We start from the raw sequence: 26,743 nt of genomic DNA, 5'->3' as shown, positions 1-26,743 counted from the left end.
TTTCAGCTCAATAAAAATGCCGGGTGGCGCTGTGCTTACCCGGCCTACAAAATCACGATATACGCTGTAGGCCCGGTAAGCGAAGCGCCACCGGGCGATAACTATGCAAATTAACCTATCAGGCAGACTCCGCAAGAGCAAGCACCTCATGGGGCTCAATACGCTGGTCGCCATGATAGAGACGTGCGTTCTGTAAGCCGACAAACAAACGCTCGCCGCGCTGCGGGACGTCGTCACCCGCCATCACCACCGTCAGCGGATCGTGATACCACCCCAGCGGCTGTACCACTAACTGTGTATAGTGACCTTTCGGGCTGGCCTCAATGACCTGTACTGGTAGCGGAGAATCCAGGCTGGTGCGGCGGCTAATATCCACCTCCCACGGACGCAGGAACAGATCGACCGGCCCCTGGTACGCGGGCGTATAACCCAGCGGCCAGCGATGCGCGCCAACGTGAAACTGCCCGCCGCGGACGGTGCCTGTCAGGCGGTTCACCTCGCCCATAAACTCCAGTACGAAGCGGGTTGCCGGTTCACGCCACACCCGATCCGGCGCATCAGCCTGTTCGATATTGCCCTGACTCATCACCACCACCCGATCCGCCACTTCCGTCGCTTCTTCCTGATCGTGGGTGACAAAGACGCTGGTGAATTTCAGTTCTTCATGTAGCTGGCGCAACCAGCGACGTAACTCTTTACGTACCTGGGCATCCAGCGCGCCAAACGGTTCATCCAGCAGTAGAATTTGCGGTTCTACGGCAAGCGCGCGCGCCAGCGCCACGCGCTGTTTTTGTCCGCCGGAAAGCTGGGCGGGGAAGCGATCCGCGAGGTGCGCCAGTTGCACCATCTCCAGCAATTGCGTCACTTTCGTTTTAATCGCCGCCGCAGTTGGGCGGTCGCGTCGCGGCAACACCGTCAGGCCAAAAGCGATGTTGTCAAACACCGTCATATGGCGAAACAGCGCATAGTGCTGAAACACAAAACCGACTTTACGCTCACGCGCGTGCAGGCGGCTAACGTCCGTACCGTGGAAACGAATATGGCCGCTGGACTGATGTTCCAGCCCGGCAATAATGCGCAGCAGCGTCGTTTTGCCGGAACCTGACGGCCCCAACAAGGCAACCATCTGGCCGGAAGGAATATCCAGCGAGATATCATTCAGTACCTGAGTACGACCAAACGATTTCTTAATTCTGGCGATCTCAATGCTCATGATTTTCCTCCTGTTGCGCGCGTTTTTCCTGATTCTCCAGACGCCATTGCAACATGCTCTTCAAAAACAGGGTAATAATCGCCATTAGCGTCAACAATGCGGCGGCGGTAAAGGAGCCGACGGTGTTGTAGTCCTGCTCCAGTAATTCAATCTGTAACGGTAGCGATAACGTTTCGCCGCGAATCGAGCCGGACACCACCGACACCGCGCCAAACTCGCCAATCGCGCGGGCGTTGGTTAATACCACGCCGTAGAGTAGCGCCCAGCGAATATTCGGCAACGTCACGCGGCGAAACATTTGCCAGCCGGATGCGCCCAGTAAAATCGCCGCCTCATCTTCCTGACTGCCCTGACTGAGCATCACTGGCACCAGTTCGCGCACCACAAACGGGCAGGTGACAAAAATAGTGACCAGTACCATCCCCGGCCAGGAGAACATCATTTGCAAATTATGCTCATCCAGCCAGCCGCCCAACGGGCCGTTGGAGCCATAAAACAGCAGATAAACCAGACCGGCCACCACCGGTGAGACGGCAAAGGGAATATCCAGCAGGGTCAGCAATAGCTGACGTCCGGGGAAGTTAAAGCGCGTCACCAGCCACGCCAGCAGAATGCCGAACACCAGATTCACCGGCACTGCGATCAAGGCAATCAACACCGTCAGCCAGATGGCGTGCAGCATGTCCGGATCGGCCAGATTTTGCAGTACCGGCATTAACCCTTTGCTGAACGCCTGCACGAAGATGTAAATCATCGGCACCAGCAGGATAAACGCCGAAACCAGCATCCCGACGCCAATCAGAAACCATTTTCCCCAGTTAATACGGGGGACGTCGTATCGCTTCAATTGAGTCACTTCCGCCATTAATGACCTACCACACGTCGACCAAAGCGACTTTGCAGAGTGTTAATTGAGAACAGCAGCAGCAGTGACGCCGCAAGGATCACCGAGGCAATGGCGCTGGCGGCTGGGTAATCAAACTCCTGCAAACGCACAAAAATCATCAGCGAGGTCACTTCTGTTTTCCAGGCGATATTTCCAGCGATAAAAATCACCGCGCCAAACTCGCCAAGGCTACGGGTAAAAGAGAGCGCCACGCCGGCAATCAGCGCAGGCGACAGCTCAGGCAGCACGACTTTGCGAAAACTTTGCAGGCGGGTGGCCCCCAGCGTTTGTGCCGCTTCTTCATATTCCGGCCCCAGCTCTTCCAGTACCGGCTGGACGGTGCGCACCACAAATGGAATGCTGGTAAAGGCCATCGCCACCGCAATACCGAGCCAGGTATAGGTCACTTTGATATCAAACTGCGCAAGAAACTGACCGTAGAAACCGTTCACTGAGAACAGCGAGGCCAGCGTTAACCCCGCCACCGCTGTCGGCAGCGCAAATGGCAGATCCATCAGCGCATCCAGTAACGTGCGCCCTGGAAAACGGTAGCGGGTTAAAATCCACGCCATCAACAGGCCAAACACGCCGTTAAAAATCGACGCTACAAATGCCGCCAGTAGCGTCACTTTATAGGCAGCCACCACCTGAGGGTTGGTCACGACATCCCAGTATTGCGCCCAGCTCATCTGTGAGAGCTGCATCACCAGCGCGCTCAACGGCAACAGTAGGATCAGGCAGACAAACAGCAAACTGGTGCCGAGGCTTAACGTAAAGCCGGGCAGCACGCGTCGGGAAGAAACGGCAAGCATTACTTACGCCCCGCCGCCAACAGTTTGTCCAGCTCGCCGCCGCTGGCAAAGTGCGTTTTCATCACCTCAGGCCACGTGCCAAACTTGTCTTCCACGCGGAACAGTTCGGTCTGCGGGAATTTATCTGCTTGCTTGCCCATGATTTCCGGGTTATTCACGCGGTAGTAGTAATGGGTAATGATGGTCTGCGCCTGCGGGCTATACAGCCAGTTCAGGTAAGCTTTGGCGGCTTTTTCTGTGCCGTTGGCCTGCACGTTTTTATCCACCCAGGCAACCGGGAATTCAGCAAGAATGTTCGTTTTCGGGATCACCACTTCAAATCCCTGGGCTTCATATTGTTTGCGGATGTTGTTCACTTCCGATTCAAAACTAATCAGCACATCGCCCAGACCACGCTCGGCAAAGGTAGTCGTAGCGCCGCGACCGCCGGTATCAAACACTTCGACGTTTTTCAGGAACTGGGTCATAAACTGTTCGGTTTTGGCTTTATCGCCGCCGTCCGCGTTATCCGCCGCGCCCCATGCCGCCAGATACGTGTAACGGGCGTTGCCGGAGGTTTTCGGGTTAGGGAAAATCAGCTTCACGTCGGAACGTACAAGATCGCTCCAGTCGTGAATATTTTTCGGGTTCCCCTTGCGCACCAGGAAGCCCATAGTGGAATAGAATGGCGAACTGTTGTTCGGCAGACGGCTTTGCCAGTCGGCAGGGATCAGTTTGCCTTTATCATGAAGAATCTGTACGTCGGTCACCTGATTGTAGGTCACGACGTCTGCCTTCAGTCCCTGCAAAATCGCCAGCGCCTGTTTTGATGACCCGGCATGAGACTGCTTAATCGTCAGCTTATCGCCGCCGTTATCCTTCGCCCATTGTTGCTCAAACGGCGGGTTAAGGGCGGCAAACAGCTCGCGGGAGACATCGTATGAGCTGTTCAGCAGCTCCGTTGCCTGCGCCTGCCCTGCCAGTAACAGCATTGCTGCCAGCGTCAGGGGTCTCTTTTTCAGTAAGTTAACGGCCATTGCGCACCCTTATAAATTTAATGACTTTCTTATGGTCATCATATTTATAACCAGCGCTAAAGGAGTAACGGTTTTATATACCGTTTGATGATTTGAAAGTTGAAAAGGGAATAAGAGAATCCCTCCCCACGCGGCGTGAGGAGGAGACCGGCATCAATCAGACGCCTACGCTTACGCTTTCAGGCAGGGTACTGCCGCCATCAATGACGTTTTGCGTTCCGGTAAGATAGCTGGACTCATCGGAAGCCAGAAATGCCGCCAGTTCCCCTACTTCCAGCGGATCGGCAAGACGGCGTAGCGGAATGGCTTTTGCCATTTCCGTTAATACCGATTCCGGATCGTCAGGGTTAGACTGACGGGCAATGCTTTCCGCCATCGGCGTTCTTACATAACCGGGGCAAATGGCATTCACACGAATACCGGACTGCGCGTACTCTACCGCCAGCGATTTGGTTAAACCGACAATGGCGGCTTTTGACAGCGCATAGGCCGTCTCACCCGGGTCCGCCACCATATCTCCCGTAACGGAAGACATCATCACAATGCGGCCATCTTTACGTTTAATCATCTCCGGCAGGACGGCTTTGGTGACGTTCCAGACACCTTTAATATTAATATCAATGTGGAAATCGCGATCTTCTTCACTCATATCGAGGAAATTGCCCAGACGGCACACGCCAGCGTTATTCACCAAAATATCAATTCTACCTTCAGTCTCTTTGGCGCGCGCAACCGCCGCCTGCACCGAAGCAAAATCTCTGACGTCAGCCTTAACGGCAGTACAGCGATGTCCGCGCCCGCCCAGCTCATCCGCCAGCTTTTCAATCTCATCGGAGATATCCAGCAAGATTAAGTTCGCGCCGTGGCGTGCGAATACGCGAGCGATCCCTTCGCCAATGCCCTGCGATGCGCCCGTAATCAATGCTGTCTTGCCCGTGAGTTTACCCATTTTCAATGTCTCCTTTTGAATATGGAGTCTTACACTCCATTAACACTGAAAATACAGTAATAACAAATAAGTGCTGAGGAATAGCTCACTAATTCAGGTAAATATTAGGTAAAAAAATCCCCGCGGAGGCGGGGATGGGCATTTTTATGCTGTTCTGCCTGATGGCGCTGCGCTTATCAGGCCTACCAATCGTAGGTCGAATAAAGCGTTTGCGCTGCCATCCGACAGGGTTTTACCTTATAGCGCTAACAGGCGATCCAGCGACGGCGCAAAATAGTAGCCGCCAGTCACCGGTTTGGTGAAGCGCAGCATTGCGTCGCGTTTACCGTCGGTATCGCCGAACATACTCAGAAGCTGCTGTTCGATATTGTGCAGGCGTGCGCAGTAAGCGCAGAAATAGAGACCATGAGTACCGCTGGCGGTGCCGTATGGCAGGCTCTGACGCACAATCTTCAGCCCTTTGCCATCTTCTTTGAGATCGACGCGGCTCAGGTGAGATGTTGCCGGACGCGCATCGCCGTCAATCTCTTCATTGGCTTCTTTGGTACGCCCGATCATCATCTCCTGATCGTGAATACTCATCCGGTTAAGTTGCTTGAGATTGTGTTCCCAACGCTGCACGAACACATAACTGCCGCCGGCATCCACGCCATCTTTGATCACCGCCACTTCACGACGCGTCTCTTCGCCTGCCGGGTTCTCTGTCCCGTCGACAAAGCCGCTCAGATCGCGTTCTTCCACCCAACGGAAGCCGTGAACTTCTTCTTTCACATCGATACAGTCGCCGAAGGCTTCCATCGCCGCCTGGGCAACAGAAAAATTCACATCGTGGCGCAGGGAAAGGATATGGATCAGCACGTCATACTGCGTGGCCGGCGCCAGCCCTTTACCATAAGGAATAAAATCTTTCAGTTCTTCCGCCCCGACGCCGCCGCTCAGGGCGCGCCAGGTGTTGTTGCCAAACGCCACAACGGCCCCAAGATGGGCGTCCGGAAATTTGACTTCGAAGGTCGCCAGTTTATCGGCAAATGTTCTGCTGGCCGCGCGCAGGGCGTCCAGGTCGCCTTTCACATTGGCTTCAATCCAAATTGCCGCACGGCAATGTTCCGGCAAAATGCCACTTTGAACCTGAGACATGATTCCTCCTGAAAATGAGAATGCCACGCAGTCGTGGCATTAATGGAGGCTATTTTACCTTGTTTTTAAGCGAAGCGGTTTGTTCAGGCGCAAATTAACGACGCCAGATAATTTTGCGCACGTCCCAGTTTTTTAAGACGTCATCAGGAGGCATTAAGCCTTCCGGTCCGCTCCACTCGCCGGAGAAAACATAGCTAATATGCTGACTTCCCTCGGCTTTACATTCGACGCTGGTATGGCTATCGCTGGAAACCGGCTCGCAGTGACCAAACGCTTTGCTGTAAAGGTCGCTAAACGGCGTACCGATTTTGCCCCCCGCGGCGGTTGGGATGTCGCTGTCCAGCACATCAATACGGCTCACGGTGCCCTGCTCGCCGTTGATCACCATCGCGACGTTGTCGCCCTTCATCGCTTCGAAAAAGCGCACCACGTTGCCGTTATCGGTTTTCATACCGCTACGCAGGCGATAATCGCCATCTAATGCCTCTGCAATAGCCGGCTCTTCCAGCGGCGTGGCGGCGGTCAGCGCTCCCACGCCTTGCTCAGTGACTTCTGTCGAAGAACCAAACCAGTTCCATGGATTTGCGGCAGACCAGTTGACCGAGGAGAGCGTCGAGCAGCCGGTCAGCGCCAGCGGCAGTGCGAGTAAAGTCAAACGCAGCGATTTCATCTCACTTCCTTTCTTTTATTAATTAACGTTGGTTGGAGTGCGGGTTCGCCAAAAAGTGCCGTTATTCTTTCTCAAGGGAAAAACAGGCACGCAAACGTTGATTGGTTAACAGCCAGATCAGCGCGACAATGTCCGCCAGCAGCAGCGCCAGCCCGACGCCGTTGACCGGGTCGCCCCCCAGCCACATCGCCGGCAGCCAGCACAACGACACCAGTTGAGCAAGGATCAGGAGTCCGCGCAGCCAGCGCCACACACCAGGAACCGCTTCACGCCGCCCGCTGAGTAAAAATGCCACTACCGCCGGAACGCCGGGCAACAGCCCCAGCCAAAAATTATCATGGTCGGGATAAAAAAAGTTTAACAAAGTATTACCCTGTCCACGGGATGAACCGGCAATGACAAAGAGTACCCAGGCGCGCGCCTGAAGTAGCAGTACGCACCAGAACAGAAACGGCAGGCGTAAACGTCCGTGTACATCATAATCGGCTGGATGAAACTCAGTACTCTTCATCTTCAATCAGGCGTTTACCCAAACTTAGGGCGTCAGAATGCTCATACCCCAGACGTTCATACATGCCCAGCACAACATCGTTATCATCGCGCACCATAATTTGGATTTTCGGACACCCGCGGGCGATGAGTTTTTTTTCCAGCCGGTTAAGCAACGCATTCGCAATGCCGCGCCCGCGGAACTCCGGGTGAACGCCCAGGTAATACGCCGAGCCGCGATGCCCGTCATAACCGCCCATTACCGTACCGACGACTTCGCCGCTAACTTCCGCAACGAGGAACAAGCTGACATCGTGATTCACCTTGCGTTCAATATCCATTTCAGGATCGTTCCATGGACGCAGCAGGTCGCAACGCTCCCAGAGGGTAATCACCTCTTCGAAATCTTCCTGGCGAAAAACGCGTATTTCCATGGTATTCGTTGCCTTTTCGGGTGGAAAAACCAAGATTATGGCGCAAACATCTGATTCAGCCAATATCTGACGCGATGTAGCGGAAAAAATGGCATAATGGCGATGTGTCACGTATTGAAATGAAAAGTAAAACAATTCTCATCACCAACCGTCGTAACGGATTACGCGATACGATATAACATCTTGAACTTAATTTTCACAACTCAGGCCGTATGAGCACTTTTAAACTCCTAAAAACTCTCACTTCGCGCCGCCAGGTACTCAAAACAGGTCTGGCGGCCCTGACGCTGTCAGGTATGTCGCACGCAATAGCCAAAGAAGAAACGCTAAAAACCAGTAATGGTCACAGCAAACCCAAAACCAAAAAAACCGGCAGTAAACGGTTGGTGATGCTCGACCCCGGACACGGCGGCATCGATACCGGCGCGATTGGCCGCAACGGTTCTCAGGAAAAACACGTCGTACTGGCAATTGCCAAAAACGTACGCGCTATTTTGCGAAATCACGGAATCGATGCGCGTTTAACCCGGACAGGGGATACCTTTATTCCGCTGTACGATCGGGTGGAAATCGCCCATAAGCACGGCGCGGATCTATTTATGTCCATTCATGCCGATGGTTTTACCAACCCGAAAGCGGCGGGCGCTTCCGTTTTTGCGCTTTCCAACCGCGGGGCCAGTAGCGCCATGGCGAAGTATCTCTCCGAGCGTGAAAACCGCGCGGACGAAGTGGCGGGTAAAAAAGCCACTGACCGGGATCATCTATTACAACAAGTTTTGTTTGATCTGGTGCAAACCGATACGATTAAAAACAGTCTGACGCTGGGTTCGCATATTCTCAAGAAAATCAAACCGATACATAAATTACACAGCCGCACTACCGAACAAGCGGCTTTCGTGGTGCTAAAATCACCGTCAATTCCGTCGGTACTGGTCGAAACCTCGTTTATTACCAATCCGGAAGAAGAACGCCTGCTGGGCACGACGGCGTTTCGCCAGAAAATCGCTACGGCGATCGCCAACGGCATCATCAGTTATTTTCACTGGTTTGATAATCAGAAAGCACACACGAAGAAACGGTAATCATGAAACCCGATGCACATCACGTAAAACAGTTTCTGCTACGCCTGCAGGATGATATTTGCCAAACGTTATCCGCTGTGGATGGCGCAAACTTTGTCGAAGATAGCTGGCGACGCGAAGCGGGCGGCGGCGGACGCAGCCGGGTATTACGCAACGGCGGAATTTTCGAACAGGCGGGCGTTAATTTCTCTCACGTTCACGGCGATGCAATGCCCGCGTCCGCCACCGCACATCGGCCAGAACTGGCCGGGCGTAGTTTTGAAGCGATGGGCGTATCGCTGGTGGTGCATCCGCACAATCCGTATATTCCCACCAGCCATGCTAACGTGCGCTTTTTTATTGCCGAAAAACCGGGCGCCGATCCGGTATGGTGGTTTGGCGGCGGGTTCGATTTAACGCCCTACTACGGCTTTGAAGAGGATGCCGTTCACTGGCACCGCACCGCCCGCGACCTGTGCCAGCCGTTTGGTGACGATGTGTATCCGCGCTATAAAAAGTGGTGCGATGACTACTTTTTCCTCAAGCATCGTAACGAGCAGCGCGGTATCGGCGGCCTGTTTTTTGACGATTTGAATACGCCGGATTTCGACTACTGCTTCGACTTTATGCAGGCGGTCGGCAACGGCTACACCCGGGCGTATTTACCGATTGTCGAACGACGCAAAGCGATGGTCTGGGGAGAGCGGGAGCGTAATTTTCAACTTTATCGCCGCGGTCGCTACGTGGAGTTCAATCTGGTGTGGGACAGAGGCACCCTGTTTGGTCTGCAAACCGGCGGGCGCACTGAATCTATCCTGATGTCGATGCCGCCGCTGGTGCGCTGGGAGTACGACTGGCAGCCGGAAGCGGGTAGCCCGGAAGCGGCGCTGAGCGAGTTTATTCAGGTACGCGACTGGATTTAACTTATTTATAAAGTAAAACAATGCAAACAAATACACGGAAAGTAGTAACCAGTGACGCCAAATGGCATCCCCATCTGGGTATAAGTTTTATTGGCTGCCTGCTTGCCATTACGCTAGAAATATATTTTGAAGAAAGAATATTCATCCCTCATAGCGGAGGGGTGAGCTTCGGTCTGATCGTGCTTCTGGTTATCAATATGGTGACCATCCCTGTGGTCATGGCCCTGATAGCATTACTCTGCTTTATTATTCATATTCCGCGTAAAAGCGTTAACTGTATCTTGCTATGCATACTGGCATGTATTCTGACGATAGCCGGTTTGTTTATCGCCTATCCGGTTGGCCGTTGAGTAAAAGCAGGCTCGTAGAAATAAACGAGTTCATTGTAGATAAAGAATTCGGATAACCGCCCGCTGCCGTTATCATTAGTAAAACAGTACAGTAAGCACTCGTAGAATTTGCAGTGGAGCACTACCACATGGACGAGCGTATTCCTTGTAAAAACCCGCAATGCTCACATTTCATCCTGCCAGCAACGGCTGCCCGCACGGAGGGCTATTGCATGCCCTGCGTCCAGGCGCGCTATCGGCAAGAGCAGGAAGAATATATCCGGAAAAACAGAAAAACGATCGACGCGTTCAGTGGCATTACCAACCCTGTTGAAATGCTTAAACTCGTTCATGAACCCCGGGAACACGATCCGTTAATCGAGTGGATTCCCTGCCCCATTCCGACCGATGAGCTTTACAAAAAGCTCTCCGATGATGAAAGCCGCGACATGGTCGATTATGCAGAAGAATTATTTGATTCCGGATGGCAGGAGGAAGCTCAGGAAATTGCGCTGTGCCTGGCGGCATTTACCCAGGCCAATCTGGATAATTTCCTGCGCCAGGTAATAAATGAAGAGGAACTGGAGCTCTCTTCACCCCTACCTTTTCACCGTGCGCCGCCTGACGTACGCGACGCGCTTTTGCAGAAGGTGGAAACCGATGACGAAAACCGTGACGGCATTCTTTGCGCCCTGGCCTGGATTGGCGATGAGGTTGTCGTTGAGCATTTTAACCGCTGGCGCCAGGAACCACCTGCGTGGAGTGCTTCACTTCATATCCTCCCTCATCGCTATGCTCACCAGGCGGGATGGGAGCTCACTGAAAATGGCCGCAGGCGCGATCTTTACTTTACGCAATGTACCCATCTGGTAAAACAGGCACCTGAACAGCCTGCCGTTTTTCGCGCCGTCGCAGAATATGGTGAAAACTGCCCACACTGTTCCCTGCCGCTAATCAATCTGTTTGAGGTTGCGCCGAGCGCCGTCGGCCTCAGCACGCAGGGTTGGCCCGGTCAAATTCGTATTCTGACCTGTCAGTGTTGTACGGCATATAACACCGTTTTCGCCACCGTCGATCCGCAAGGCCAGCCGCGATGGTACGAAAAAAATGCGCTCTCGACGCTGGCGGTGGAGAATTCCTCTGACTGGATAACGCTACCGCTTGATGTTCTGCACCCCGGGGAATCCCGTTTGCCGCTATTCGCTGCTGAAATATTTTTACCCACCACCTTCTCACAGCTCGGCGGCCATCCCGCATGGGTTCAGGATGCAGACTACCCCACGTGCCCAACGTGCGCGCAAACGATGATGTTTCTTGCGCAGCTAAGCTATGAAGATATTGAGGAAGAGGAATATGCGGAAGGAATGCTTTACGGGTTTATCTGCCCCTCCTGCCAAACAACGGCAACGTCTTATCAGCAAACATAAACGTTCATCCTCATGACCTGATGACAAAACTGTTTTGCACGTTGTGCGCGCGGTTCCCCGGAGGCGGCGCTGGCGCGCCTTGTCCGGGCTACCAACCACAGACGGCAGCGAATCCGTAGGCCCGGTAAGGCGCCAGCCGCCACCGGGTAATTCCCGACACGCGCACGTTATCAGCAACCGGAGAGCCTACCCATCAATATCAAGCCCACTGCCGCATCCGTTGATGCAGCGTCAACGACGGTTTTTCGGCAAATAATTGCTGATAATCGGTGGCAAATTGCCCCAGATGCCAGAATCCCCACTGCATCGCGGCATCTTTGACCGTGGTGCTCTGCGACCACGGGCTAATCAACTCCCGGCGCACTGCATTGAGGCGAATACGTTTCAGCCACGCATTGGGGCCAATGCCCAAAATGGCGTGAAACGCATTTTGCAGCGTGCGGCGGCTAACGTGTAGCTGGTTACATAAGTCGAGCACCGTCAGCGGCTCCGACATATTTTCCAGCACATATTCCCGCGCCCGCGACAGTAGCCTACGATATCCCTGATGGCTGATGCTCTCGGCGCTATGAATCGGCTTCGCCTCTTCCAGCATCGTGCCCATCGCCAGCAATAAATTATCACTCAAGACCTTACGCACCGCAGGTTGATGCAGGGTTTCAGGACTCTCGCTGAAGGTGGCCAGCGCCTGCTGCACAAAGCCCCACAGCGCCGCTTTATGCTGCTCTTTTACCTCCAGCGCTAACTGGTTACGCAGCATATGCAGCACCCTTTCCGGGTTATGCAAAAACGTGGCCTGACGGGAAATAACATCTTCCGAGATAACGACGCCCAGAATGGTGTAATCATCCGGCGTGCTCAGTTCAAACTCGGTGCCTCCCGGTCGGGTGGCAATCTCGGCGCTGCCGAGCCCCTGCGCGCCGATAAATCCCTGTTCGCCGCGCGTCGCCGGAATACCAAACCAGAAAGAGTTTGGCCAAACCAGACACGACTGACGCAGCGCCAGGCCGGTGTATTCACGGAACACCTGAATCTCATCAAGCAGGATTTCCGTGAACTCGCCATGAAATTTACCCGGGTGTAACTGATCGTAGATCTGCTGCCAGGCGGTGATAGTCAGAGCATGTTCATAGACATCCGTCGTCCGTCGCTGATGAACATTGTCCACCTCGACTCTGGGCGTAAGTTTAACGTCTTCGGGTAACGCTTCATGATAAAGATGGTGCAAATTCGCTGTACGGGTCTTTTTCATGATCTTCTATGCCGGACGCCCGCCAGGACGCCCGGCCCTCCGACAGATTAATTTTTGATGCGATAGCGACTACTGCGTTTACGCAACGCTCCGTCAGAAAAGAGTTGTTCCAGCACGTTTCTGGCCTGCTCCAGCGGCCAGCCAAAATGCGCGGCCACCTCTCCCGCCGTCATTCCCTGGCGTACTGATGCCAGCAGCGCCAGTAACGCTTCAGCGAACTCAGGCGTTGCGGGTACCTGGGGCGCTTTCTCAGTCGGCGTTGTCGCACGCGCAAACCCGCCAACCAGCCACTGGGTGTCCTCTTCCGGACGACCAATTTCTTTGCGACTAATCACACGGCCTGTGCGCTGCGCGGCGGCGCTTCCGGCATCCAGCGCCGCACGACACGCCGCCAGATCGCCCTCCACCACCAGCGTTAACCTGCCAGGGTCGAGCACTTGATGACTAAGCAAACGCACGTTGGCCGCTTTCAGCATGGCATCCGCCGCATCGACGGCGGCGACCATTCCGTCCACTTCCAGTAATCCCAGGGCATTGATCATTGGCAGCCTCCGTTACGCACGCTGGACAGGGTTACGGGCGATATCCAGCACGGCGTCGGTAAAGGCGTTGCAGGCGGCTTTACACGCGGCCTGGCTTCCCGTTAAGAACGCGGCCGAATAGTTGGTTTCCGACGGCGGCGGCACGTAAGTCACCAGTTGAACGTCAGCGGATTTCATCGCCGCGTCAATGCCGAATGTCGCTTCCAGCGGCGGCGCCACCAGATAGGCCATCGGATCGCCCAGCGCGATACCTGCGGTAGACGAGAGGTACGAGCCGGTACGCGAAACCACATGCGCCAGGAATGCGGTATTTTCCGCATCGTTCGCCCACTGGAACGCCGCGCCGTTTTCAATGCTGGCGACCATTGCATCCAGACCGGCGCGCACTTCCGCCGGGTTCGGTCCGCCCAGCATAATCAACACCTCACCAGCGGTAGGCGACGGCCCGTGAGCCGCCCCGGCATAGAGGGAGCGGCCATAGACCACTTCCACCATCGCCTGTTTGGTCGCTTCGTCAGCGGCAATATAGGTCACATCATCAGAATCTGCCGTGATGAGTCCGAGGCTACGTATATGTGGCGGTAATTTAAGTTCCCGCGCAAAGCCGTCATTCACGGAGGCAATCACGCGCATGGCAGTCACTGAAGGTCGAATCAAATCTAATGCAGGCATGATGTCTCCTTAACGGGTCATGTTGATGCCGGACGCTTTCTGCTCCAGCATCCGTTTGGCCAAATCCACAATCACGGCGGCAGCTTCTACTGGCGGCGTCCCCCCCTGATGAATGTTTGAAATACAGGTTCTGTCGGCCTCGACGGTGGTCGCCACGCGCGGGGAATAGACGGCGTAGCAGGAAAGACTTTCCGACTGCCCCAGCCCCGGACGTTCGCCCACCAGCAGGATGACGACCTTCGCGCCGAGAATTTCGCCAATCTGATCTTCAATCTTCACGCGGCCATAGCGCACAAAGAACGGCGTGCCGACGTTCAGCCCGGCCTGCTTCAGACCGGCAAGCAACGGCGGCAGGATCTCTTCATAGTTGGCGGTGATCGCATCCGTAGAGAGGCCATCGGAGACCACTACCTGCACATCCGGGTTCATCACACACTGTGACTTCAGCGCGTCAATGGCTTCCGGGCTCAGGCGACGCCCCATATCCGGGCGCGTCAGGTACAGGTTTTTGTCGCTGATCTCCGAACGTACTTCCAGCAGCCCTTGCGCTTTGACCCACTCTTCCGGCACTTCTTTGAGCACGGTGTCTTTCGAACGGGAGTGATCCGCCAGGAAGCGCAACAGCGCCTGGGTACGTGGACGTGGGCCAGCGCGCCCGGTACATACACGAGCAGCGGTACTGCGACGCAGTTCGGTCAGCACGTCCGCACGATGTGGGTTCTCGACGCCAATCCAGGCTTTTGCCTCTGCGGAACCTAAATCCAGCGCGCAGCTTTCGGTCACCGTCGGCGCGGCGCACTGCGGCTTTGCGCCTTCCTGCGTTGACGGCGCGGCGGGCTGCGGTACGTCCTGTCCCATTGACGCCATCACGCTACGTACAATTTCTTCAATCTGTTTTTGATCCATGGTGTTATCCCCGCGTCATCAGAAGAACAGTGACGGATCGCCCGCCCGTTTGGTCAGACGACCGTTTGCCATAATGCCCATCGTTTCCAGCCAGCGTTCAAACTCCGGCGATGGCCGTAAATTCAGCAACTGACGGACGGTGGCGGTATCGTGGAAAGCGGTGGTCTGGTAGTTGAGCATGATGTCGTCGCCGAGCGGCATCCCCATGATGTAGTTACAGCCGGCAGTGGCGAGCAGAATCATCAGGTTTTCGTTAAGGTTCTGGTCGGCGTCGGCATGGTTGGTATAGCAGCAGTCGCAGCCCATCGAGATGCCGCTCAGCTTGCCCATAAAGTGATCTTCGAGACCGGCGCGGATAATCTGCCTGTCGTTGTAGAGATACTCCGGCCCGATAAAGCCCACCACGGTGTTCACCAGGAACGGATCGTAGTGGCGCGCCAGCCCGTAGTTACGCGCTTCCATCGTCACCTGGTCGGCACCAAAGTTCGCACCAGCCGACAGCGCCGAGCCTTGCCCGGTTTCAAAGTACAGGCAGTTTTCCCCGGCGATGCGGTTGAACTCCGCCCCCACAGCCCGCGCTTCGTCGAGCATCGCCAGTTCCACGCCGAACTCTTTTAAGCCCTTCTCGCTGCCGCAAATGCTCTGGAAAATCAGTCCGCCCGGCGCGCCGCGACGAATCGCTTCGATCTGGGTGGTGACGTGCGCCAGCACGCAGCCCTGGGTCGGAATATTGAATTTATCGATAACGCCGTAAACGGTGTCGAGCACGCGGGTCAGGTTCTCCACGTCATCGGTCACCGGGTTAACACCGATCACCGCATCGCCTGCGCCGAAAGAAAGCCCTTCGTAGATTTGCGCGGCGATACTCTGTACATCGTCACGGGTATCGTTCGGCTGCAAACGGCAGCTAAAGGTGCCCGGAATACCGATGGTGGTATTGGCTTTTTTGATCACCGGCATTTTCTTGCCGCCGTAGATCAGGTCGGCGTTGGAGCAGATTTTCGCCACTGCCGCCACCACTTCGGAGGTCAGGCCTTTGCGGGTAAACGCGATGTCGTCCACGGAGGTTTCATCGCTCAGCACGTATTCGCGCAGTTCGCTGATGCTCCAGTTTTTAATCCGGTTATAGGCCGTTTCGTTGACGTCGTCCTGAATCAGGCGCGTCACGCAGTCCTCTTCATAGGCAATCACCGGATTGTTGCGGATATCCGCCACCGTCATTTCCGACAGTACCTGTTTTGCCGCTACGCGCTCCTGCGAACTTGCCGCGGCAACCCCGGCCAGCACATCCCCCGAACGCAGTTCGTTGGCTTTAGCCAGTACCTCTTTTACATCCTTAAACTGATAAACATTGCCGAACAATGTGGTCTTTAGTTTCATAAGTCGTTCCCTCAGGAAGGAAATGCGAGTGATTTCACCGTCACCGGCACAACCGATCCGCCAAAAAGAGGCGTACCAATGTCGATATAGTCTCCCGCCCGCACGACCACCTCATCGATGACCGCCAGCGGAAGTTGCGGTAACTGTGGGCGCAATAACATGCCCAGCGCTTTACCAAAATCCTGCTCGGCCACCACCAGCAGGGGATGTGGATTGGGATAACGCGCGACAAAAGCCGTCAGCGCGTTGATGACCGTGAGTAATGCGGCGTAACGCACCGGAAGCGTGGCGGGAAGCGCCAGCACGTAAGCGTCGGTTTGCGGGTCGAGATCAAGCTGGAGAAGCGCCTGCCGCCAGGCGTTCACCAGATCGGCGTCATCCTGCGGGATCGCCACCGGCAGGTTGCGCAGCGGCAGTTGGACGTCTTCAAGCCAGATAGTACTGCCGGAAAGCGAGAGCGTATGGGCCCCAGCGCCAATGACCGTGGCGCGTACGGTTTGCGCCGGAAACTGCACGTTCATCTCGCGCAGACGCGGGTGCTCATGCAGCGCGGTCGCCAGCAGCGGCCCGATATCAGAAAAGCAGAACGGATCGGCAGGTTGGTTGCGGTAGCATTCACCTACCCCACCGGAAAGGGTGATCACCTCCGGCGTAATATTGGCGGGCAGCAGCCCGGTTTGCATCAGCGATTGCGCCAGCGGCGAGAGCGCGCCGGTGATAACCTCGACGATGAGATCCGCCATCCGCCGCGCCACCTGCCCCAACTGTGCGGCAGCTAAGGCGCGAGCATCAGTACCCGAACCGAACACCTCATCGATAATCATCTGCCCCGGCTGATGGGCATAAACCACGCGCCCCTGAGCGTCGGTTTCCAGCAGGCGACCACCGACGTTAAGGCAGGCGGTGCCGCTGACTTTTCCCGCGTCAAACAGCGCGTAGTTAGACGTGCCGCCGCCGATATCAATATTCAGCACCCGGCACATCCGCTGCTCAGACAAACTTTGCGCTCCGGCGCCGTGACCGGCAATGACTGATTCCAGATGCGGCCCGGCGCTGGCGACCACAAAGTCGCCCAGCGACTGCGAGAGCGTCATGACCGCCGGACGGGCGTTGCGGGTTTTGGCGCTTTCGCCGGTGATAATGATAGCCCCTGAGTCCACCGATTCAGGCGCGATGCCTGCGGCCTGATACTGGGCCAGAATCAGCGCTTTAAGTTCGGCCTCTTTCAGACCGCCCTGCTTATCCACGGGCGTAAAGAAGACCGGGCTTTGCCAGCTAATGTCGCGTTTGATGAATTCGTAGCGCGGCACCTGCGACACCGCCGCACGGTTAACCAACTCCAGGCGCGAGAAGATCACCTGCGTGGTGGTGGTGCCGATATCGATACCGACGCTCAGTAGCTGGCGAGTGTTCACGATTGCGCCTCCGCTTCGGTTTTCACCTGGGCGGCGTCATCTTTCGGCACCAGCATCATCGCCACGCCAATCGCCGTCACGCCGCCGATCAGCTTGCCGACAATCATCGGGAAGATCATGGCGTTCATGTTGGCGGCGGCGAAGCCTAAATGGTCGCCCAGCGCGAACGCCGCAGAGACGGCAAATGCACAGTTAATCACTTTGCCGCGGGTATCCATCTGCTTCATCATGCCGAACATGGGGATATTGTTCGCCAGGGTCGCTACCATGCCTGCCGCCGCAATATTATTTACGTTCAGCAGCTTACCGACATTCATCAACGGTTTTTCAAACCAGCGGGTCAGTAACAGCACCATCGGATACGCGCCGAGCAGCACGCAGGAGATAGAGCCGATCACTTCAATGGCGCGCATCACTTCGCCGGGTTTGTCGCCTGGCGCCATAAAGATCGGGTCGAGTCCCGGAATCAACTCCCAGCCCAACAGGAATTTAACCACCGCAGCCGCCAGACCGATGGTGATCAGCGCCACCAGAAATTTGGCGAAAATCTGGAAACCGTTGATCATTTTTTCCGGGATGAACTTCAGCCCCAGCGCTACCAGCACCGCGACGATCAATACCGGGATCATGTTCATCAGGATCAGCGCGAAGGTAAACTCCACTGGCTGACCATTGATCTGCACGCCTGAGTACATGGCGATCAGTCCCCCCGCAATGCAGCCAATCGGAATGGTGACGATACCCGCCAGTACGCCAAGCGCCAGGTAGCGGCGGTCAGACGGTTCGATAATGCCGAGCGCCACCGGAATGGAGAACACAATGGTCGGCCCCATCATCGACCCAAGTATTAATCCTGAGTATAGCCACGCCGCGACATCACCGCCGGCCAGCTCTTTGGCGAGGAAGAATCCGCCCATATCACAGGCCAGTAGCGTACCCGCAAACATGGATGGGTTCGCGCCCAGCATTTCGTATACCGGGATAATAACCGGCCCCAGTACATGCGCCAGCACCGGCGCCAGCGCGGTCATACCGACCATCGCCAGTCCCAGCGCGCCCATCGCCATAAAGCCCTCTTCAAACTGGCCGCCAGACCCCTCGATACTCTTGCCGAATTTACCGAGGAAGCGCGCCGACCCGCCGAACTGCGACAGGATTCTGTCCACGGCGGCAATCAGCATAAAGAACATCATGATGTACATGATGATTTCGTTAATTCCCATAGCCCTTACTCCCTGCCATTTATGATTTGTAGGCCGGATAAGACGTTTACGTCGCCTCCGGCATTAACGCCGTGTTATTGCCGGATGGCGGTGCGAGCACCTTATCCGGCCTACAGGCATTACCCGGCAGCCGCGTACAGGTCGATAATCTGTGCCTGTGTGGCGGTGCGTGGGTTACTGCGCAGACAAATATCCTCCAGCGCGGCTTGCGCCCATGCGCTGTAGTGTTCGGGTTTGGCGCCAGCGTCAGCCAGCCGTTTGCTCTGCCCCACTTCGGCAATCAGCTCGCTCACCGCCGCAATCGCATCGCGATCGTCCGATTTCTTATTGGTTAGCGCCCGGCCGATTTGACTGAAGCGTTCGCGGCATACCATCCGGTTAAAGCCCATGACCGTTGGCAGCAGCATAGCGTTGGCCTGGCCGTGCGGAATATGCAGCGCCGCCCCTGGCTGGTGCGCCATCGCATGACACAGCCCCAGACCGGCGCTGGAAAAGGCCATTCCCGCCATACAGGAGGCCAGTAACATATTTTCACGCGCCGCCAGATCGTGGCCGTAACCCACGGCTTTCGGCAGCGATTTGCCAATCATCGCTATCGCGCCAATCGCCAGGCTGTCGGTAAACGGCGTGGCGTTGAGCGCGCTGTAGGCCTCAATCGCATGCGTCAACGCATCGATACCGGTCATCGCCGTCACGTTTGGCGGAACGCCTTCGGTCACGGCAGCATCAAGAATCGCCACGTCCGGCATTAGTGACGCGTGCGCCAGCACCTGCTTGCGCCCGCTGACCGCGTCGATAATCACCGTCACGTTGGTGGTTTCAGAACCGGTTCCGGCGGTGGTCGGCACCGCAATCAGCGGCAGACGCGGGCGTAATGTACTGTGCTCGGTCATGGCGCTCAGCGTCTGGTCAGGGTTAGTCACCAGCAGGGCGACCGCTTTCGCCGCGTCCAGCACCGAACCACCGCCAAAGGCCACTACGCCGTCGCACGCCGCCTCACGCAGTTGCGCGACCGCCGCGCAGACGTCGGTGATGCACGGCTCGCCAGGCGGACACGGCCAGACCGTCATCGCCACGCCCTTCATCGCCAGGCTGCGTGCCAGCGGCGCGGTCATTCCCGCCTGATGCAGGAAGCTGTCGACCATCACAAACAAATGGCTTACGCCTCGCGCTTGCGCTTCCTGTCCACAGGCGCCGAGCGCCCCAAGCCCGCACAGCGTGACCGGCGGTACGCTGAACGTTTTCACCCGTTGCAGATTCAGGGTGTCGAATGCCTGAAATAGCGCCGTCTGTAGTTCAGCTTGCATAGAGTCCCTCCGCTTTCGCTCTCCCGCTGTTGGCTATCGCCAGCGGGGTCATAAACAGGCTGTGCTGCGGCAAATGCACCTGTAACTCCGGGAAACGCTGGCGAAATAACGCCTCCACGCCCGGCTGCATACAGGAACCGCCCGCCAGCCATAAATCAGCAATTCCTTGCCCTTCAATGTGGCGAGCAACGATCTCCGCCATCTTTTCGTACACCGGCTTCACTACCGGCCAAATCTCCTGCGCATTGCTGCGCTTGTACTGTTCCGCCTCTTCCAGGGGAATACGGCGGTTGCCCGCCAGCGTCAGGGAGATATGGTGCCCGCCAGTGGCTTCATCGGCGGAGTAAGTCACCTTGCCCTGTTTGACGATGGCAATGCCGGTAGTGCCGCCGCCAATATCCACCACGCCTGCATTATCAAGCGCCAGCAGATCCGCCACCGCCGTCGGTTCATCCAGTACGTGGCTGACTTCTAACCCGGCAGACTCCAGCACGTTGATCGAAATACGCGGGTCGGTGCCCGGCGGGAACGAGGTCGCCGCGTGGGTAAAGCGGCAGCCGAGCTGCTGTTCAAGGGTGTCGAGATGGCGGCGCACGAGGGTGACGGCGCCGAAGAAATCCCAGACGATGCCGTCACGCACAACGTCGGCCCAATCAAGGCACACCGCCACCGGCTGGGCGTTGCCGTCGACCACCATCGACACCACGTCGCAGGTGCCCAAATCGACGCCCAGCCACAGCGGTGTATCGCTGGCGGCGGGCGTCTGGTTACACAGGGCCGCCGCTTTTTGCAGTCTTGGGGTGAGCCAGAGTTGTTCGTCGTGCGCCATGAGTCATCCCTTATACAATGCGAAACGCATCCACCAGCACGCATCGACGCAGCCGCACAAAGGTGCGCGCGCTGGTCACCCCTTCGCCGGTTGGCGTGGTGATAGTCATGGTGGTCCAGCCTTCTCCGCCCAATCCAAGCCCGGCAATGCACGGCCCGTTTTTGACGAAAATGCTGGTGTCGATGGCGTTCGCCATCTGGTTCATGTTGTCGATATTGCGCGAGTGCATCGCCGCCGTATGGTGGCAACCGCCTTCAAGTTGTACCGCCAGGGCGATGGCTTCTTCGACGTTGGCGACCCGCACCACCGGCAGTACCGGCATCATCATTTCAGTGACGGCAAACGGATGGTTGGCGGGCGTTTCCACAAACAGCAGGCGCGTTTGATCCGGGACGTTCAGGCCGATGGCTGCGGCGATCTTGCCCGCGTCACGACCGACCCAGTCACGGCTGACGGTGCCTTTGCCGCGCTCATCAATATTCTTCAGCAGCACCGGCTGGAGCTGTTCGGCCTGAGCGGCGGTCAGTTTCACCGCGTGCTGACCTTCCATCAGACGCATCAGCTCGTCGGCGACGCTATCCACCACAATCAGCACTTTTTCGTCGGCACAGATGATGTTGTTATCAAACGACGCGCCTTTGACGATGGATTGTGCAGCGCGCGGCAGGTCGGCGGTCTCATCCACCACCACCGGGGGATTACCGGCACCGGCGGCGATCAGGCGTTTATTAGTATGTTTACGCGCCGCGTCCACCACCGCTTCGCCGCCAGTCACCACCAGCAGGCCAATACCGGGATATTTGAACAACCGCTGGGCGGTTTCGATATCCGGGTTCGCCACGGTGACCAGCAGATTTTCCGGGCCGCCGGCGGCGACCACCGCCTGATTGAGGAGGGTGATTGCCCGCTGAGAGACCTTTTTCGCCGCCGGATGCGGGGCAAACACGACGCTGTTGCCTGCGGCAATCAGGCTGATGGCGTTATTAATCACCGTCGCCGCCGGATTGGTGGACGGCGTGACCGAGGCCACCACGCCCCACGGCGCATTTTCAATCAGCGTCAGGCCGTTATCGCCGGTCAGCACCTGCGGAGATAAACACTCGACGCCCGGCGTGCCGCGCGCCTGCGCCACGTTTTTAGCAAATTTATCGTCAACGCGTCCCATGCCGGTTTCGCTGACGGCAAGCTCCGCTAATTCTCGGGCGTGTTTTTCGCCCGCCTCGCGAATGGCATGAATAGCAAGCTGGCGCATCGCCACGCTCTTCAGCCCCTGCTGGGCCCGTTTTGCTGCCGCCACTGCGTCATCCAGGGAGGCAAAAACGCCCATCTCATGAACAGTGCTGGCCGGCTGGCTGCTGTCTTTCATTTTCAGCAGTACCGCTTTCACCACCTGTTCAATATCCTGTTGATTCATGATGTTCAGTCCTATTTATGGAAAACCACTTTCCCGCCAGCCACCACTTCATCGACGATGCCAATGACGCACAGATCGACCGGTGATAATTCGCTGCGATGCGCCTGGCGTGCGGAACTGCCGCTGACCAGCAGTACCCACTCTCCGGTTCCCGCCCCGATACTGTCGATAGCGACGGCACACTGCCCGTCGGGGTTGCCCTGGGCATCGATCATTTCCACCATCAGCAATTTGTCATGCGCCAGTCCCTGATGGCGGACGGTACATACGATTTGTCCTGTGACGACTGCCAGTTTCATATCCGCCTCCATGGATTGCCCGTTGGGTCGTAGGCCTTGAATCTGCGCACCATCAGGCAATGGCGCGCATTCATGCCGGATGGCGACGCTGCGCGTCTTATCCGGCCTACCATCAAATGTTGCTGTCGCCTTTGAAGCTGATCGGGAACACTTCTTCCAGATCGCCGTGCGGGCGTGGAATCACGTGTACGGAGACCAGCTCGCCAATGCGCTGCGCCGCAGCGGCGCCAGCATCGGTTGCGGCTTTGCACGCCGCCACGTCGCCACGCACCATGGCCGTACACAGGCCACCGCCAATCTGCTTCACGCCGACCAGCTTCACGCGTGCGGCTTTTACCATCGCATCGGAGGCCTCAATCAGCGCAACCAGGCCCCGGGTTTCAATCATTCCTAATGCTTCCATCGTGTTTTCCTCTCATTAAAGGGGTCCAGAACGGGACCGTTCATTCAACCAGTGTGTGTAAGCTGCGTTCGCGGCTCACGTCAGCCTGGCGCGGCACGGCTGCCACCAACGCCAGTTCGATAATTTCCTGCACGCTACAGCCTCGGGAGAGATCGTGCATCGGCGCGGCAAGCCCCTGAATTAGCGGCCCAACCGCGCGATAGCCTCCCAGACGCTGAGCTATTTTGTAGCCAATATTGCCCGCCTCCAGCGACGGGAAAATCATCACGTTGGCGCGGCCTTGCAGCGGGCTGTCAGGCGCTTTTTGCGCGGCGACCTCCGGGACGAAAGCGGCGTCAAACTGCAATTCACCGTCCACAAGCAGTTGCGGCGCACGTTCGCGAACGAGCTCTGTCGCCTGCTGCACGTTGGCAACATTGGGGTGACGGGCGCTGCCGTTGCTTGAAAATGACAGCATCGCCACGCGCGGCTCTTCGCCGGTAATGGCCTGCCAGGTGTCGGCGCTGGCGATAGCGATATCCGCCAGCTGCGCCGCCGTCGGCTGCGGCACTACGCTGCAATCGGCGAACCCTAATGCCGGACCAGCATACTGCGGCAGCATCAGGAAAATAGACGACAATGTTTTGCACCCGGGTTGCAGGCCAATCACCCGCAGCCCTGCGCGCAGCACGTTCGCCGTTGACGACAGGTTGCCTGCGATACACACATCAGCCTCACCGGCGCTCACCATGGCGGCAGCGAACATTAGCGGGTCGCTAAGCTTTTCCACTGCGTCCGGCGGCGTTTTTTCTCCGGCACGGGCAAGCCAGCGTTGCGCAAAACGCTGGCGCATACTCAGGTTGCTGTGTGGGTCGATGACCTGAATGCCATCCATCGCCATACGATGACTCAGGGCAAACTGACGCAGCGCAAACGGACTGGCGACCAGAACGGGGCGAGCCAGACCGTACTGTTGCAGGTAATGCGCCGCTTTCAGCACGCGTTCGTCCAGCGCATCGGGAAAGACGACTCTGGCGGGGGCGCGTACCGCCAGTTCGCGGGCGCGTTCAATGATCATGGCTTCTCTCCCAACCGTTGTTGAATTTGGGCGACCGTCAGCGGATGTTTCGCCACGCTCAAAATCATCATCACGTAAACCGTGCTGGAGAGACGGTTCAGCGCCTGTAAAATGTCCGGGCGCAAGACCTCAAAACTACGGGTAATAAACACTTGTGCGGCGAGGGTTTCCGTTTCGCGGACTTTGGTTCGCAGGAGATTAAGCAGCGCCGCATCGCGACCGTGGCTGGCCTCCGGCACCAGGTGATCGTGGTCGAGATAGCGCAGCGGCTGGTGGGAAAGCCGATGCAGCTCATCCTCGTTCAGCCCGACGATAGACTGCGCCGCCAGTGGTTCATCTATAGCGTCGGCGCGCATAATGTTGCCCAGCCGCGAGCGGATATCGAAAAGCCACGGCTGCCAGGGTTCCGCCAGTTCGATTTGTAGCCACACGGTTAGCGCGATGGCGCTGTCGAGCGCGGCGCGAAAGCCGAGGCGCGGGTCGCTTTTGGCGACCATTTTGTCCGCCGTCAGATGGGTCAGCGTATCGGGCTTTTTCACCACCGGCTGGCGGCACAGTTCACAGCAGGCCTGTGGGTGCGTATCGCTACTGGTTAAGCCATGTACCGGCTGCGGCTGCTGTTCGTCATCATCGACAAACAGCCGGCCTTGCGGATCCAGAAACTTAATGCGCAGGCGGCGGCTTTCCAGCAGTTCCCGGGCCGAGGGCGTCAGTCGTGCATCAGCGGGCAGATGGATCTCCGATCCTTCGCTGAGCGTATGATTCGCTCTGAGCCACGTTTCGGTGATGAAATCGTTCATACGGATTGCCAGTTTGCAGGCCAGGCGACGTACAGAAAGCGCACGGACGTTGGCGTGCCAAATTCAATGCTGGAGCCTTTAGGGATGAACATCACATCTCCGGCTTTGGCAATCATGGTTTCGCCTTCATGGCGTACGTGCAATTCGCCCTCCAGCACCATGTCGATTTCGTCGTAGTTCAGCGTCCACGGGAAAAAGGCGTTGTCCCACTGCATAAACCCGGCGGCCATGCTGCTGCCATCCTGCTCTGTAACCAGATCGGTTAAGCCGACGCAGTGCGGTTCGGCGCCGTCGAAGCGGCCAAATTTCACGCTGCTGCCGTCAATGACTTTCACGCCGCCTTTACCCGTGACGGAGGTAAAGCTCGGCTGCATCGTCCCCAGTTCCAGCGACTGCTTTTCCTTCAGCACTTTTTCCATCAACTGCGCCACCAGGCTTTCAGTAAACTGCCCTTCCGGGAGCTGCGCGATGATGGCTTCCCGAATGCGCTGGCTTTCGCTTTTACACGCCTGCGCCGATGTGGATGCCGGGACGGACTCGTCGCATTCGGTAATCGTGAAGCCCAGTAGTTCCGCCACTTCGCGAGCCTCCGGGGTAATAATGCTGGCGCGCAGCACTACCGACATCGCCTGTTCGCCGCGGGCGTGGGCCGCACGAATATCGTTAGCTGTGATAAGTTTTTTCACCTGCCTCTTCCTCCTGTTCACTGAAAGCCGCCAGATAATCCACCAACTGCCGCACGCTTTGCGGGTCGTGGCCGTTGAGCTCGAAAATCGGCTCCCGGAACCCAATCTCGCAAAGCAACTGCCGCGTAGCGGCGACGTCGGCATCCGGCATGTCCGTTTTGCTGATAACGGCGATATGTCGTTTACGGGTTCCAACATCCAATAACCCGGCAGGTAAGCGACTTTCTTTATCGTTTGCCGCGTGGACATAAATCAGCGTGTCCACATCCTGCAACGTGGTAATTAAGGCGTGATACCAACGGGGATGGCTAAAATATTCACCCGGCGTATCGATATCGCCATGATCATTAAATTCCACGGCCTGCGTTTTTCTGGCGAGGGAATAATTTCCCCGTAACGCGTTAAAAAGCGTTGTCTTTCCGGCGCCGACCGCGCCGACAAAAGCAATACGTTTCATTACCGCCACCAATTAACTTTTTGTTAACTCACACAGGGTAAAGTTTAATAATCGCCCCAGCCCGCTGACCGTCTGTAATAGCGCTTCTTCTACTGCGCCGACGGTGCCATAAATCACCAGCGCGCCGCTAAATCTGTCGAGAAAACCGATGTGTACATCCGCAGCCTTCATCGCTAAATCGCCAGCGATCATGGCCGTTTCCCCCGGCGTTAAGGTCATAATGCCAATCGCGCCGGCATCGGGAACGCCGATCTTTTTCGCCAGTTCTTCACCAGGGTGCGCAATGAGATGCGCCAGCGTGACCTGTTTGCCCGGCACAAATTCCTGAATAATGCGTTCTTTATTCATTGCTCACCGTCTCCACTGAAACTGCCGTCATCGTGGCAATTTTTTGTCGGAGTAAATAACAAAATTCGGCAAGGTGATGTAAAAGGTGAGGTAGATCACTAAGAGAAAGAAAATAAAAGGGACTTCTGTCGAAGGTGTTAACGATAAATATCGTGGTGCATCACATTTTCAGGCGTCATTCTGAATTTAAGCCTGTTCCGCAATAAATACTCACCGACTATTCTTTGTATTACTACCATTGATAAAAATAATGCGTATCACTCGATTTGTGCATAGTACAGATTCAGTGAAATAAGTAGGGGTAACGCAATAGGTTCCAGAATATCCCCACCCGAGCCTTTCATGCCATGGCGAAGCCCAGCGGCGCATAAAAAAAGCGCAGGAGAACCTGCGCCAGAAGAGAGAGT

General features: G+C 56.5%; 30 protein-coding genes. 4 read left to right on the top strand and 26 right to left on the bottom strand.

What is annotated here, in order from left to right:
* Positions 1–118: 118 nt before the first annotated feature.
* The 9 genes from cysA to ACLJR2_RS11745 all read right to left on the bottom strand — a co-directional run bounded on the left by cysA (position 119) and on the right by ACLJR2_RS11745 (position 7,606).
* Positions 119–1,213: a sulfate/thiosulfate ABC transporter ATP-binding protein CysA gene (gene cysA / locus ACLJR2_RS11785; RefSeq protein WP_000021073.1), complete on the bottom strand. Its 1,095-nt coding sequence runs from the start codon at positions 1,211–1,213 to the stop codon at positions 119–121.
* Positions 1,203–2,078 carry a sulfate/thiosulfate ABC transporter permease CysW gene (cysW, locus tag ACLJR2_RS11780; RefSeq protein ID WP_000852705.1) on the bottom strand — a complete coding sequence of 292 codons (876 nt, stop codon included), beginning with the start codon at positions 2,076–2,078 and terminating at the stop codon, positions 1,203–1,205. Before cysW ends, cysA begins: the two co-directional genes overlap by 11 nt.
* The gene (gene cysT, locus ACLJR2_RS11775; protein ID WP_000881745.1) at positions 2,078–2,911 is read right to left on the bottom strand and encodes a sulfate/thiosulfate ABC transporter permease CysT; all 834 of its coding nucleotides are present in this window, start codon (positions 2,909–2,911) and stop codon (positions 2,078–2,080) included. Before cysT ends, cysW begins: the two co-directional genes overlap by 1 nt.
* Positions 2,911–3,927, bottom strand: a complete 1,017-nt coding sequence (cysP, locus tag ACLJR2_RS11770) for a thiosulfate/sulfate ABC transporter substrate-binding protein CysP (RefSeq protein ID WP_000290274.1) — start codon at positions 3,925–3,927, stop codon at positions 2,911–2,913. The genes cysT and cysP overlap by 1 nt, the downstream gene beginning before the upstream one ends.
* Before the next feature lie 157 nt (positions 3,928–4,084).
* Positions 4,085–4,876, bottom strand: coding sequence for an SDR family oxidoreductase UcpA (ucpA, locus tag ACLJR2_RS11765; RefSeq protein ID WP_000517460.1), 792 nt, complete (start codon positions 4,874–4,876; stop codon positions 4,085–4,087).
* 237 nt (positions 4,877–5,113) lie between these two features.
* Entirely contained in the window at positions 5,114–6,013 is a 900-nt protein-coding gene (gene yfeX, locus ACLJR2_RS11760) for a porphyrinogen peroxidase (protein ID WP_000084583.1), read from the bottom strand.
* Positions 6,014–6,107: 94 nt separating this feature from the next.
* Positions 6,108–6,683, bottom strand: a complete 576-nt coding sequence (locus tag ACLJR2_RS11755) for an RpoE-regulated lipoprotein (RefSeq protein ID WP_000838968.1) — start codon at positions 6,681–6,683, stop codon at positions 6,108–6,110.
* Between the two features lie 61 nt (positions 6,684–6,744).
* The gene (locus tag ACLJR2_RS11750) at positions 6,745–7,194 is read right to left on the bottom strand and encodes a DUF2919 domain-containing protein (RefSeq protein ID WP_000842939.1); all 450 of its coding nucleotides are present in this window, start codon (positions 7,192–7,194) and stop codon (positions 6,745–6,747) included.
* The gene (locus ACLJR2_RS11745; protein ID WP_000406008.1) at positions 7,181–7,606 is read right to left on the bottom strand and encodes a GNAT family acetyltransferase; all 426 of its coding nucleotides are present in this window, start codon (positions 7,604–7,606) and stop codon (positions 7,181–7,183) included. Before ACLJR2_RS11745 ends, ACLJR2_RS11750 begins: the two co-directional genes overlap by 14 nt.
* Positions 7,607–7,818: 212 nt before the next feature.
* Here ACLJR2_RS11745 and amiA point away from each other — a divergent pair, with 212 nt between their 5' ends.
* From amiA to ACLJR2_RS11725, 4 genes are all read left to right on the top strand, one after another.
* The gene (gene amiA / locus ACLJR2_RS11740; protein ID WP_000102880.1) at positions 7,819–8,688 is read left to right on the top strand and encodes an N-acetylmuramoyl-L-alanine amidase AmiA; all 870 of its coding nucleotides are present in this window, start codon (positions 7,819–7,821) and stop codon (positions 8,686–8,688) included.
* Positions 8,689–8,690: 2 nt separating this feature from the next.
* Positions 8,691–9,590 carry an oxygen-dependent coproporphyrinogen oxidase gene (hemF, locus tag ACLJR2_RS11735; RefSeq protein WP_000801347.1) on the top strand — a complete coding sequence of 300 codons (900 nt, stop codon included), beginning with the start codon at positions 8,691–8,693 and terminating at the stop codon, positions 9,588–9,590.
* A gap of 20 nt (positions 9,591–9,610) precedes the next feature.
* Entirely contained in the window at positions 9,611–9,940 is a 330-nt protein-coding gene (locus tag ACLJR2_RS11730) for a hypothetical protein (RefSeq protein ID WP_001194342.1), read from the top strand.
* 128 nt (positions 9,941–10,068) lie between these two features.
* Positions 10,069–11,346, top strand: coding sequence for a DUF1963 domain-containing protein (locus tag ACLJR2_RS11725; protein ID WP_000344435.1), 1,278 nt, complete (start codon positions 10,069–10,071; stop codon positions 11,344–11,346).
* Positions 11,347–11,545: 199 nt separating this feature from the next.
* On the opposite strand, the gene eutR is transcribed toward ACLJR2_RS11725, so the two are convergent.
* The 17 genes from eutR to eutS all read right to left on the bottom strand — a co-directional run bounded on the left by eutR (position 11,546) and on the right by eutS (position 26,336).
* Complete coding sequence (eutR, locus tag ACLJR2_RS11720) at positions 11,546–12,598, bottom strand: HTH-type transcriptional regulator EutR (RefSeq protein ID WP_000753666.1); 1,053 nt, start codon at positions 12,596–12,598, stop codon at positions 11,546–11,548.
* 47 nt (positions 12,599–12,645) lie between these two features.
* Positions 12,646–13,140: an ethanolamine utilization microcompartment protein EutK gene (gene eutK / locus ACLJR2_RS11715; protein WP_000606271.1), complete on the bottom strand. Its 495-nt coding sequence runs from the start codon at positions 13,138–13,140 to the stop codon at positions 12,646–12,648.
* Between the two features lie 12 nt (positions 13,141–13,152).
* On the bottom strand, positions 13,153–13,812 hold the full coding sequence (gene eutL, locus ACLJR2_RS11710) for an ethanolamine utilization microcompartment protein EutL (protein WP_001111056.1): 660 nt from the start codon (positions 13,810–13,812) through the stop codon (positions 13,153–13,155).
* Between the two features lie 9 nt (positions 13,813–13,821).
* Complete coding sequence (gene eutC / locus ACLJR2_RS11705) at positions 13,822–14,718, bottom strand: ethanolamine ammonia-lyase subunit EutC (protein ID WP_000372335.1); 897 nt, start codon at positions 14,716–14,718, stop codon at positions 13,822–13,824.
* 18 nt (positions 14,719–14,736) lie between these two features.
* The gene (gene eutB / locus ACLJR2_RS11700) at positions 14,737–16,098 is read right to left on the bottom strand and encodes an ethanolamine ammonia-lyase subunit alpha (RefSeq protein WP_000769990.1); all 1,362 of its coding nucleotides are present in this window, start codon (positions 16,096–16,098) and stop codon (positions 14,737–14,739) included.
* An 11-nt stretch (positions 16,099–16,109) separates the two neighbouring features.
* Positions 16,110–17,513: an ethanolamine ammonia-lyase reactivating factor EutA gene (eutA, locus tag ACLJR2_RS11695; protein WP_001097527.1), complete on the bottom strand. Its 1,404-nt coding sequence runs from the start codon at positions 17,511–17,513 to the stop codon at positions 16,110–16,112.
* The gene (eutH, locus tag ACLJR2_RS11690; RefSeq protein WP_000512359.1) at positions 17,510–18,736 is read right to left on the bottom strand and encodes an ethanolamine utilization protein EutH; all 1,227 of its coding nucleotides are present in this window, start codon (positions 18,734–18,736) and stop codon (positions 17,510–17,512) included. Before eutH ends, eutA begins: the two co-directional genes overlap by 4 nt.
* Positions 18,737–18,855: 119 nt before the next feature.
* Positions 18,856–20,043, bottom strand: coding sequence for an ethanolamine utilization ethanol dehydrogenase EutG (gene eutG / locus ACLJR2_RS11685; protein WP_001147501.1), 1,188 nt, complete (start codon positions 20,041–20,043; stop codon positions 18,856–18,858).
* On the bottom strand, positions 20,033–20,872 hold the full coding sequence (eutJ, locus tag ACLJR2_RS11680) for an ethanolamine utilization protein EutJ (RefSeq protein ID WP_000929675.1): 840 nt from the start codon (positions 20,870–20,872) through the stop codon (positions 20,033–20,035). Before eutJ ends, eutG begins: the two co-directional genes overlap by 11 nt.
* 10 nt (positions 20,873–20,882) lie before the next feature.
* Positions 20,883–22,286, bottom strand: a complete 1,404-nt coding sequence (locus ACLJR2_RS11675) for an aldehyde dehydrogenase family protein (RefSeq protein WP_001075640.1) — start codon at positions 22,284–22,286, stop codon at positions 20,883–20,885.
* A gap of 11 nt (positions 22,287–22,297) precedes the next feature.
* Positions 22,298–22,585, bottom strand: a complete 288-nt coding sequence (eutN, locus tag ACLJR2_RS11670) for an ethanolamine utilization microcompartment protein EutN (protein WP_001522340.1) — start codon at positions 22,583–22,585, stop codon at positions 22,298–22,300.
* Positions 22,586–22,697: 112 nt separating this feature from the next.
* Positions 22,698–22,988, bottom strand: a complete 291-nt coding sequence (eutM, locus tag ACLJR2_RS11665; RefSeq protein WP_000387716.1) for an ethanolamine utilization microcompartment protein EutM — start codon at positions 22,986–22,988, stop codon at positions 22,698–22,700.
* Positions 22,989–23,028: 40 nt separating this feature from the next.
* Positions 23,029–24,045 carry a phosphate acetyltransferase gene (gene pta, locus ACLJR2_RS11660; RefSeq protein WP_000582922.1) on the bottom strand — a complete coding sequence of 339 codons (1,017 nt, stop codon included), beginning with the start codon at positions 24,043–24,045 and terminating at the stop codon, positions 23,029–23,031.
* Positions 24,042–24,845 (bottom strand): ethanolamine utilization cob(I)yrinic acid a,c-diamide adenosyltransferase EutT, encoded by an 804-nt coding sequence (gene eutT / locus ACLJR2_RS11655; protein WP_000997656.1) that lies wholly within the window; start codon positions 24,843–24,845, stop codon positions 24,042–24,044. Before eutT ends, pta begins: the two co-directional genes overlap by 4 nt.
* Positions 24,842–25,531 (bottom strand): ethanolamine utilization acetate kinase EutQ, encoded by a 690-nt coding sequence (eutQ, locus tag ACLJR2_RS11650; RefSeq protein ID WP_000733867.1) that lies wholly within the window; start codon positions 25,529–25,531, stop codon positions 24,842–24,844. The genes eutT and eutQ overlap by 4 nt, the downstream gene beginning before the upstream one ends.
* The gene (eutP, locus tag ACLJR2_RS11645; RefSeq protein WP_000820749.1) at positions 25,509–25,988 is read right to left on the bottom strand and encodes an ethanolamine utilization acetate kinase EutP; all 480 of its coding nucleotides are present in this window, start codon (positions 25,986–25,988) and stop codon (positions 25,509–25,511) included. The genes eutQ and eutP overlap by 23 nt, the downstream gene beginning before the upstream one ends.
* 12 nt (positions 25,989–26,000) lie before the next feature.
* Entirely contained in the window at positions 26,001–26,336 is a 336-nt protein-coding gene (gene eutS, locus ACLJR2_RS11640; RefSeq protein ID WP_001031445.1) for an ethanolamine utilization microcompartment protein EutS, read from the bottom strand.
* Positions 26,337–26,743: the final 407 nt, after the last annotated feature.

The organism is Salmonella sp. SAL03688, assembly GCF_046551895.1.
In the GTDB taxonomy this organism is placed as follows: Bacteria; Pseudomonadota; Gammaproteobacteria; order Enterobacterales; family Enterobacteriaceae; genus Salmonella; species Salmonella enterica.
Note: the sequence above shows the minus strand (reverse complement) of the source record. Positions and strands in the feature narration are given on the sequence as shown.

Bases quoted from the DNA above. Each gene is read 5' to 3' on its own strand.
- eutN (WP_001522340.1), bottom strand. From the start codon at position 22,585: ATGAAACTGGCAGTCGTCACAGGACAAATCGTATGTACCGTCCGCCAT.
- eutJ (WP_000929675.1), bottom strand. From the start codon at position 20,872: ATGGCGCACGACGAACAACTCTGGCTCACCCCAAGACTGCAAAAAGCG.
- eutG (WP_001147501.1), bottom strand. From the start codon at position 20,043: ATGCAAGCTGAACTACAGACGGCGCTATTTCAGGCATTCGACACCCTG.
- cysP (WP_000290274.1), bottom strand. From the start codon at position 3,927: ATGGCCGTTAACTTACTGAAAAAGAGACCCCTGACGCTGGCAGCAATG.
- pta (WP_000582922.1), bottom strand. From the start codon at position 24,045: ATGATCATTGAACGCGCCCGCGAACTGGCGGTACGCGCCCCCGCCAGA.
- amiA (WP_000102880.1), top strand. From the start codon at position 7,819: ATGAGCACTTTTAAACTCCTAAAAACTCTCACTTCGCGCCGCCAGGTA.
- eutR (WP_000753666.1), bottom strand. From the start codon at position 12,598: ATGAAAAAGACCCGTACAGCGAATTTGCACCATCTTTATCATGAAGCG.
- eutK (WP_000606271.1), bottom strand. From the start codon at position 13,140: ATGATCAATGCCCTGGGATTACTGGAAGTGGACGGAATGGTCGCCGCC.
- cysT (WP_000881745.1), bottom strand. From the start codon at position 2,911: ATGCTTGCCGTTTCTTCCCGACGCGTGCTGCCCGGCTTTACGTTAAGC.
- hemF (WP_000801347.1), top strand. From the start codon at position 8,691: ATGAAACCCGATGCACATCACGTAAAACAGTTTCTGCTACGCCTGCAG.
- ACLJR2_RS11750 (WP_000842939.1), bottom strand. From the start codon at position 7,194: ATGAAGAGTACTGAGTTTCATCCAGCCGATTATGATGTACACGGACGT.
- eutM (WP_000387716.1), bottom strand. From the start codon at position 22,988: ATGGAAGCATTAGGAATGATTGAAACCCGGGGCCTGGTTGCGCTGATT.
- eutC (WP_000372335.1), bottom strand. From the start codon at position 14,718: ATGGATCAAAAACAGATTGAAGAAATTGTACGTAGCGTGATGGCGTCA.
- ACLJR2_RS11730 (WP_001194342.1), top strand. From the start codon at position 9,611: ATGCAAACAAATACACGGAAAGTAGTAACCAGTGACGCCAAATGGCAT.
- eutH (WP_000512359.1), bottom strand. From the start codon at position 18,736: ATGGGAATTAACGAAATCATCATGTACATCATGATGTTCTTTATGCTG.
- ACLJR2_RS11755 (WP_000838968.1), bottom strand. From the start codon at position 6,683: ATGAAATCGCTGCGTTTGACTTTACTCGCACTGCCGCTGGCGCTGACC.
- cysA (WP_000021073.1), bottom strand. From the start codon at position 1,213: ATGAGCATTGAGATCGCCAGAATTAAGAAATCGTTTGGTCGTACTCAG.
- eutB (WP_000769990.1), bottom strand. From the start codon at position 16,098: ATGAAACTAAAGACCACATTGTTCGGCAATGTTTATCAGTTTAAGGAT.
- cysW (WP_000852705.1), bottom strand. From the start codon at position 2,078: ATGGCGGAAGTGACTCAATTGAAGCGATACGACGTCCCCCGTATTAAC.
- ACLJR2_RS11675 (WP_001075640.1), bottom strand. From the start codon at position 22,286: ATGAATCAACAGGATATTGAACAGGTGGTGAAAGCGGTACTGCTGAAA.
- eutT (WP_000997656.1), bottom strand. From the start codon at position 24,845: ATGAACGATTTCATCACCGAAACGTGGCTCAGAGCGAATCATACGCTC.
- eutL (WP_001111056.1), bottom strand. From the start codon at position 13,812: ATGCCTGCATTAGATTTGATTCGACCTTCAGTGACTGCCATGCGCGTG.
- eutP (WP_000820749.1), bottom strand. From the start codon at position 25,988: ATGAAACGTATTGCTTTTGTCGGCGCGGTCGGCGCCGGAAAGACAACG.
- ACLJR2_RS11725 (WP_000344435.1), top strand. From the start codon at position 10,069: ATGGACGAGCGTATTCCTTGTAAAAACCCGCAATGCTCACATTTCATC.
- ucpA (WP_000517460.1), bottom strand. From the start codon at position 4,876: ATGGGTAAACTCACGGGCAAGACAGCATTGATTACGGGCGCATCGCAG.
- yfeX (WP_000084583.1), bottom strand. From the start codon at position 6,013: ATGTCTCAGGTTCAAAGTGGCATTTTGCCGGAACATTGCCGTGCGGCA.
- eutS (WP_001031445.1), bottom strand. From the start codon at position 26,336: ATGAATAAAGAACGCATTATTCAGGAATTTGTGCCGGGCAAACAGGTC.
- ACLJR2_RS11745 (WP_000406008.1), bottom strand. From the start codon at position 7,606: ATGGAAATACGCGTTTTTCGCCAGGAAGATTTCGAAGAGGTGATTACC.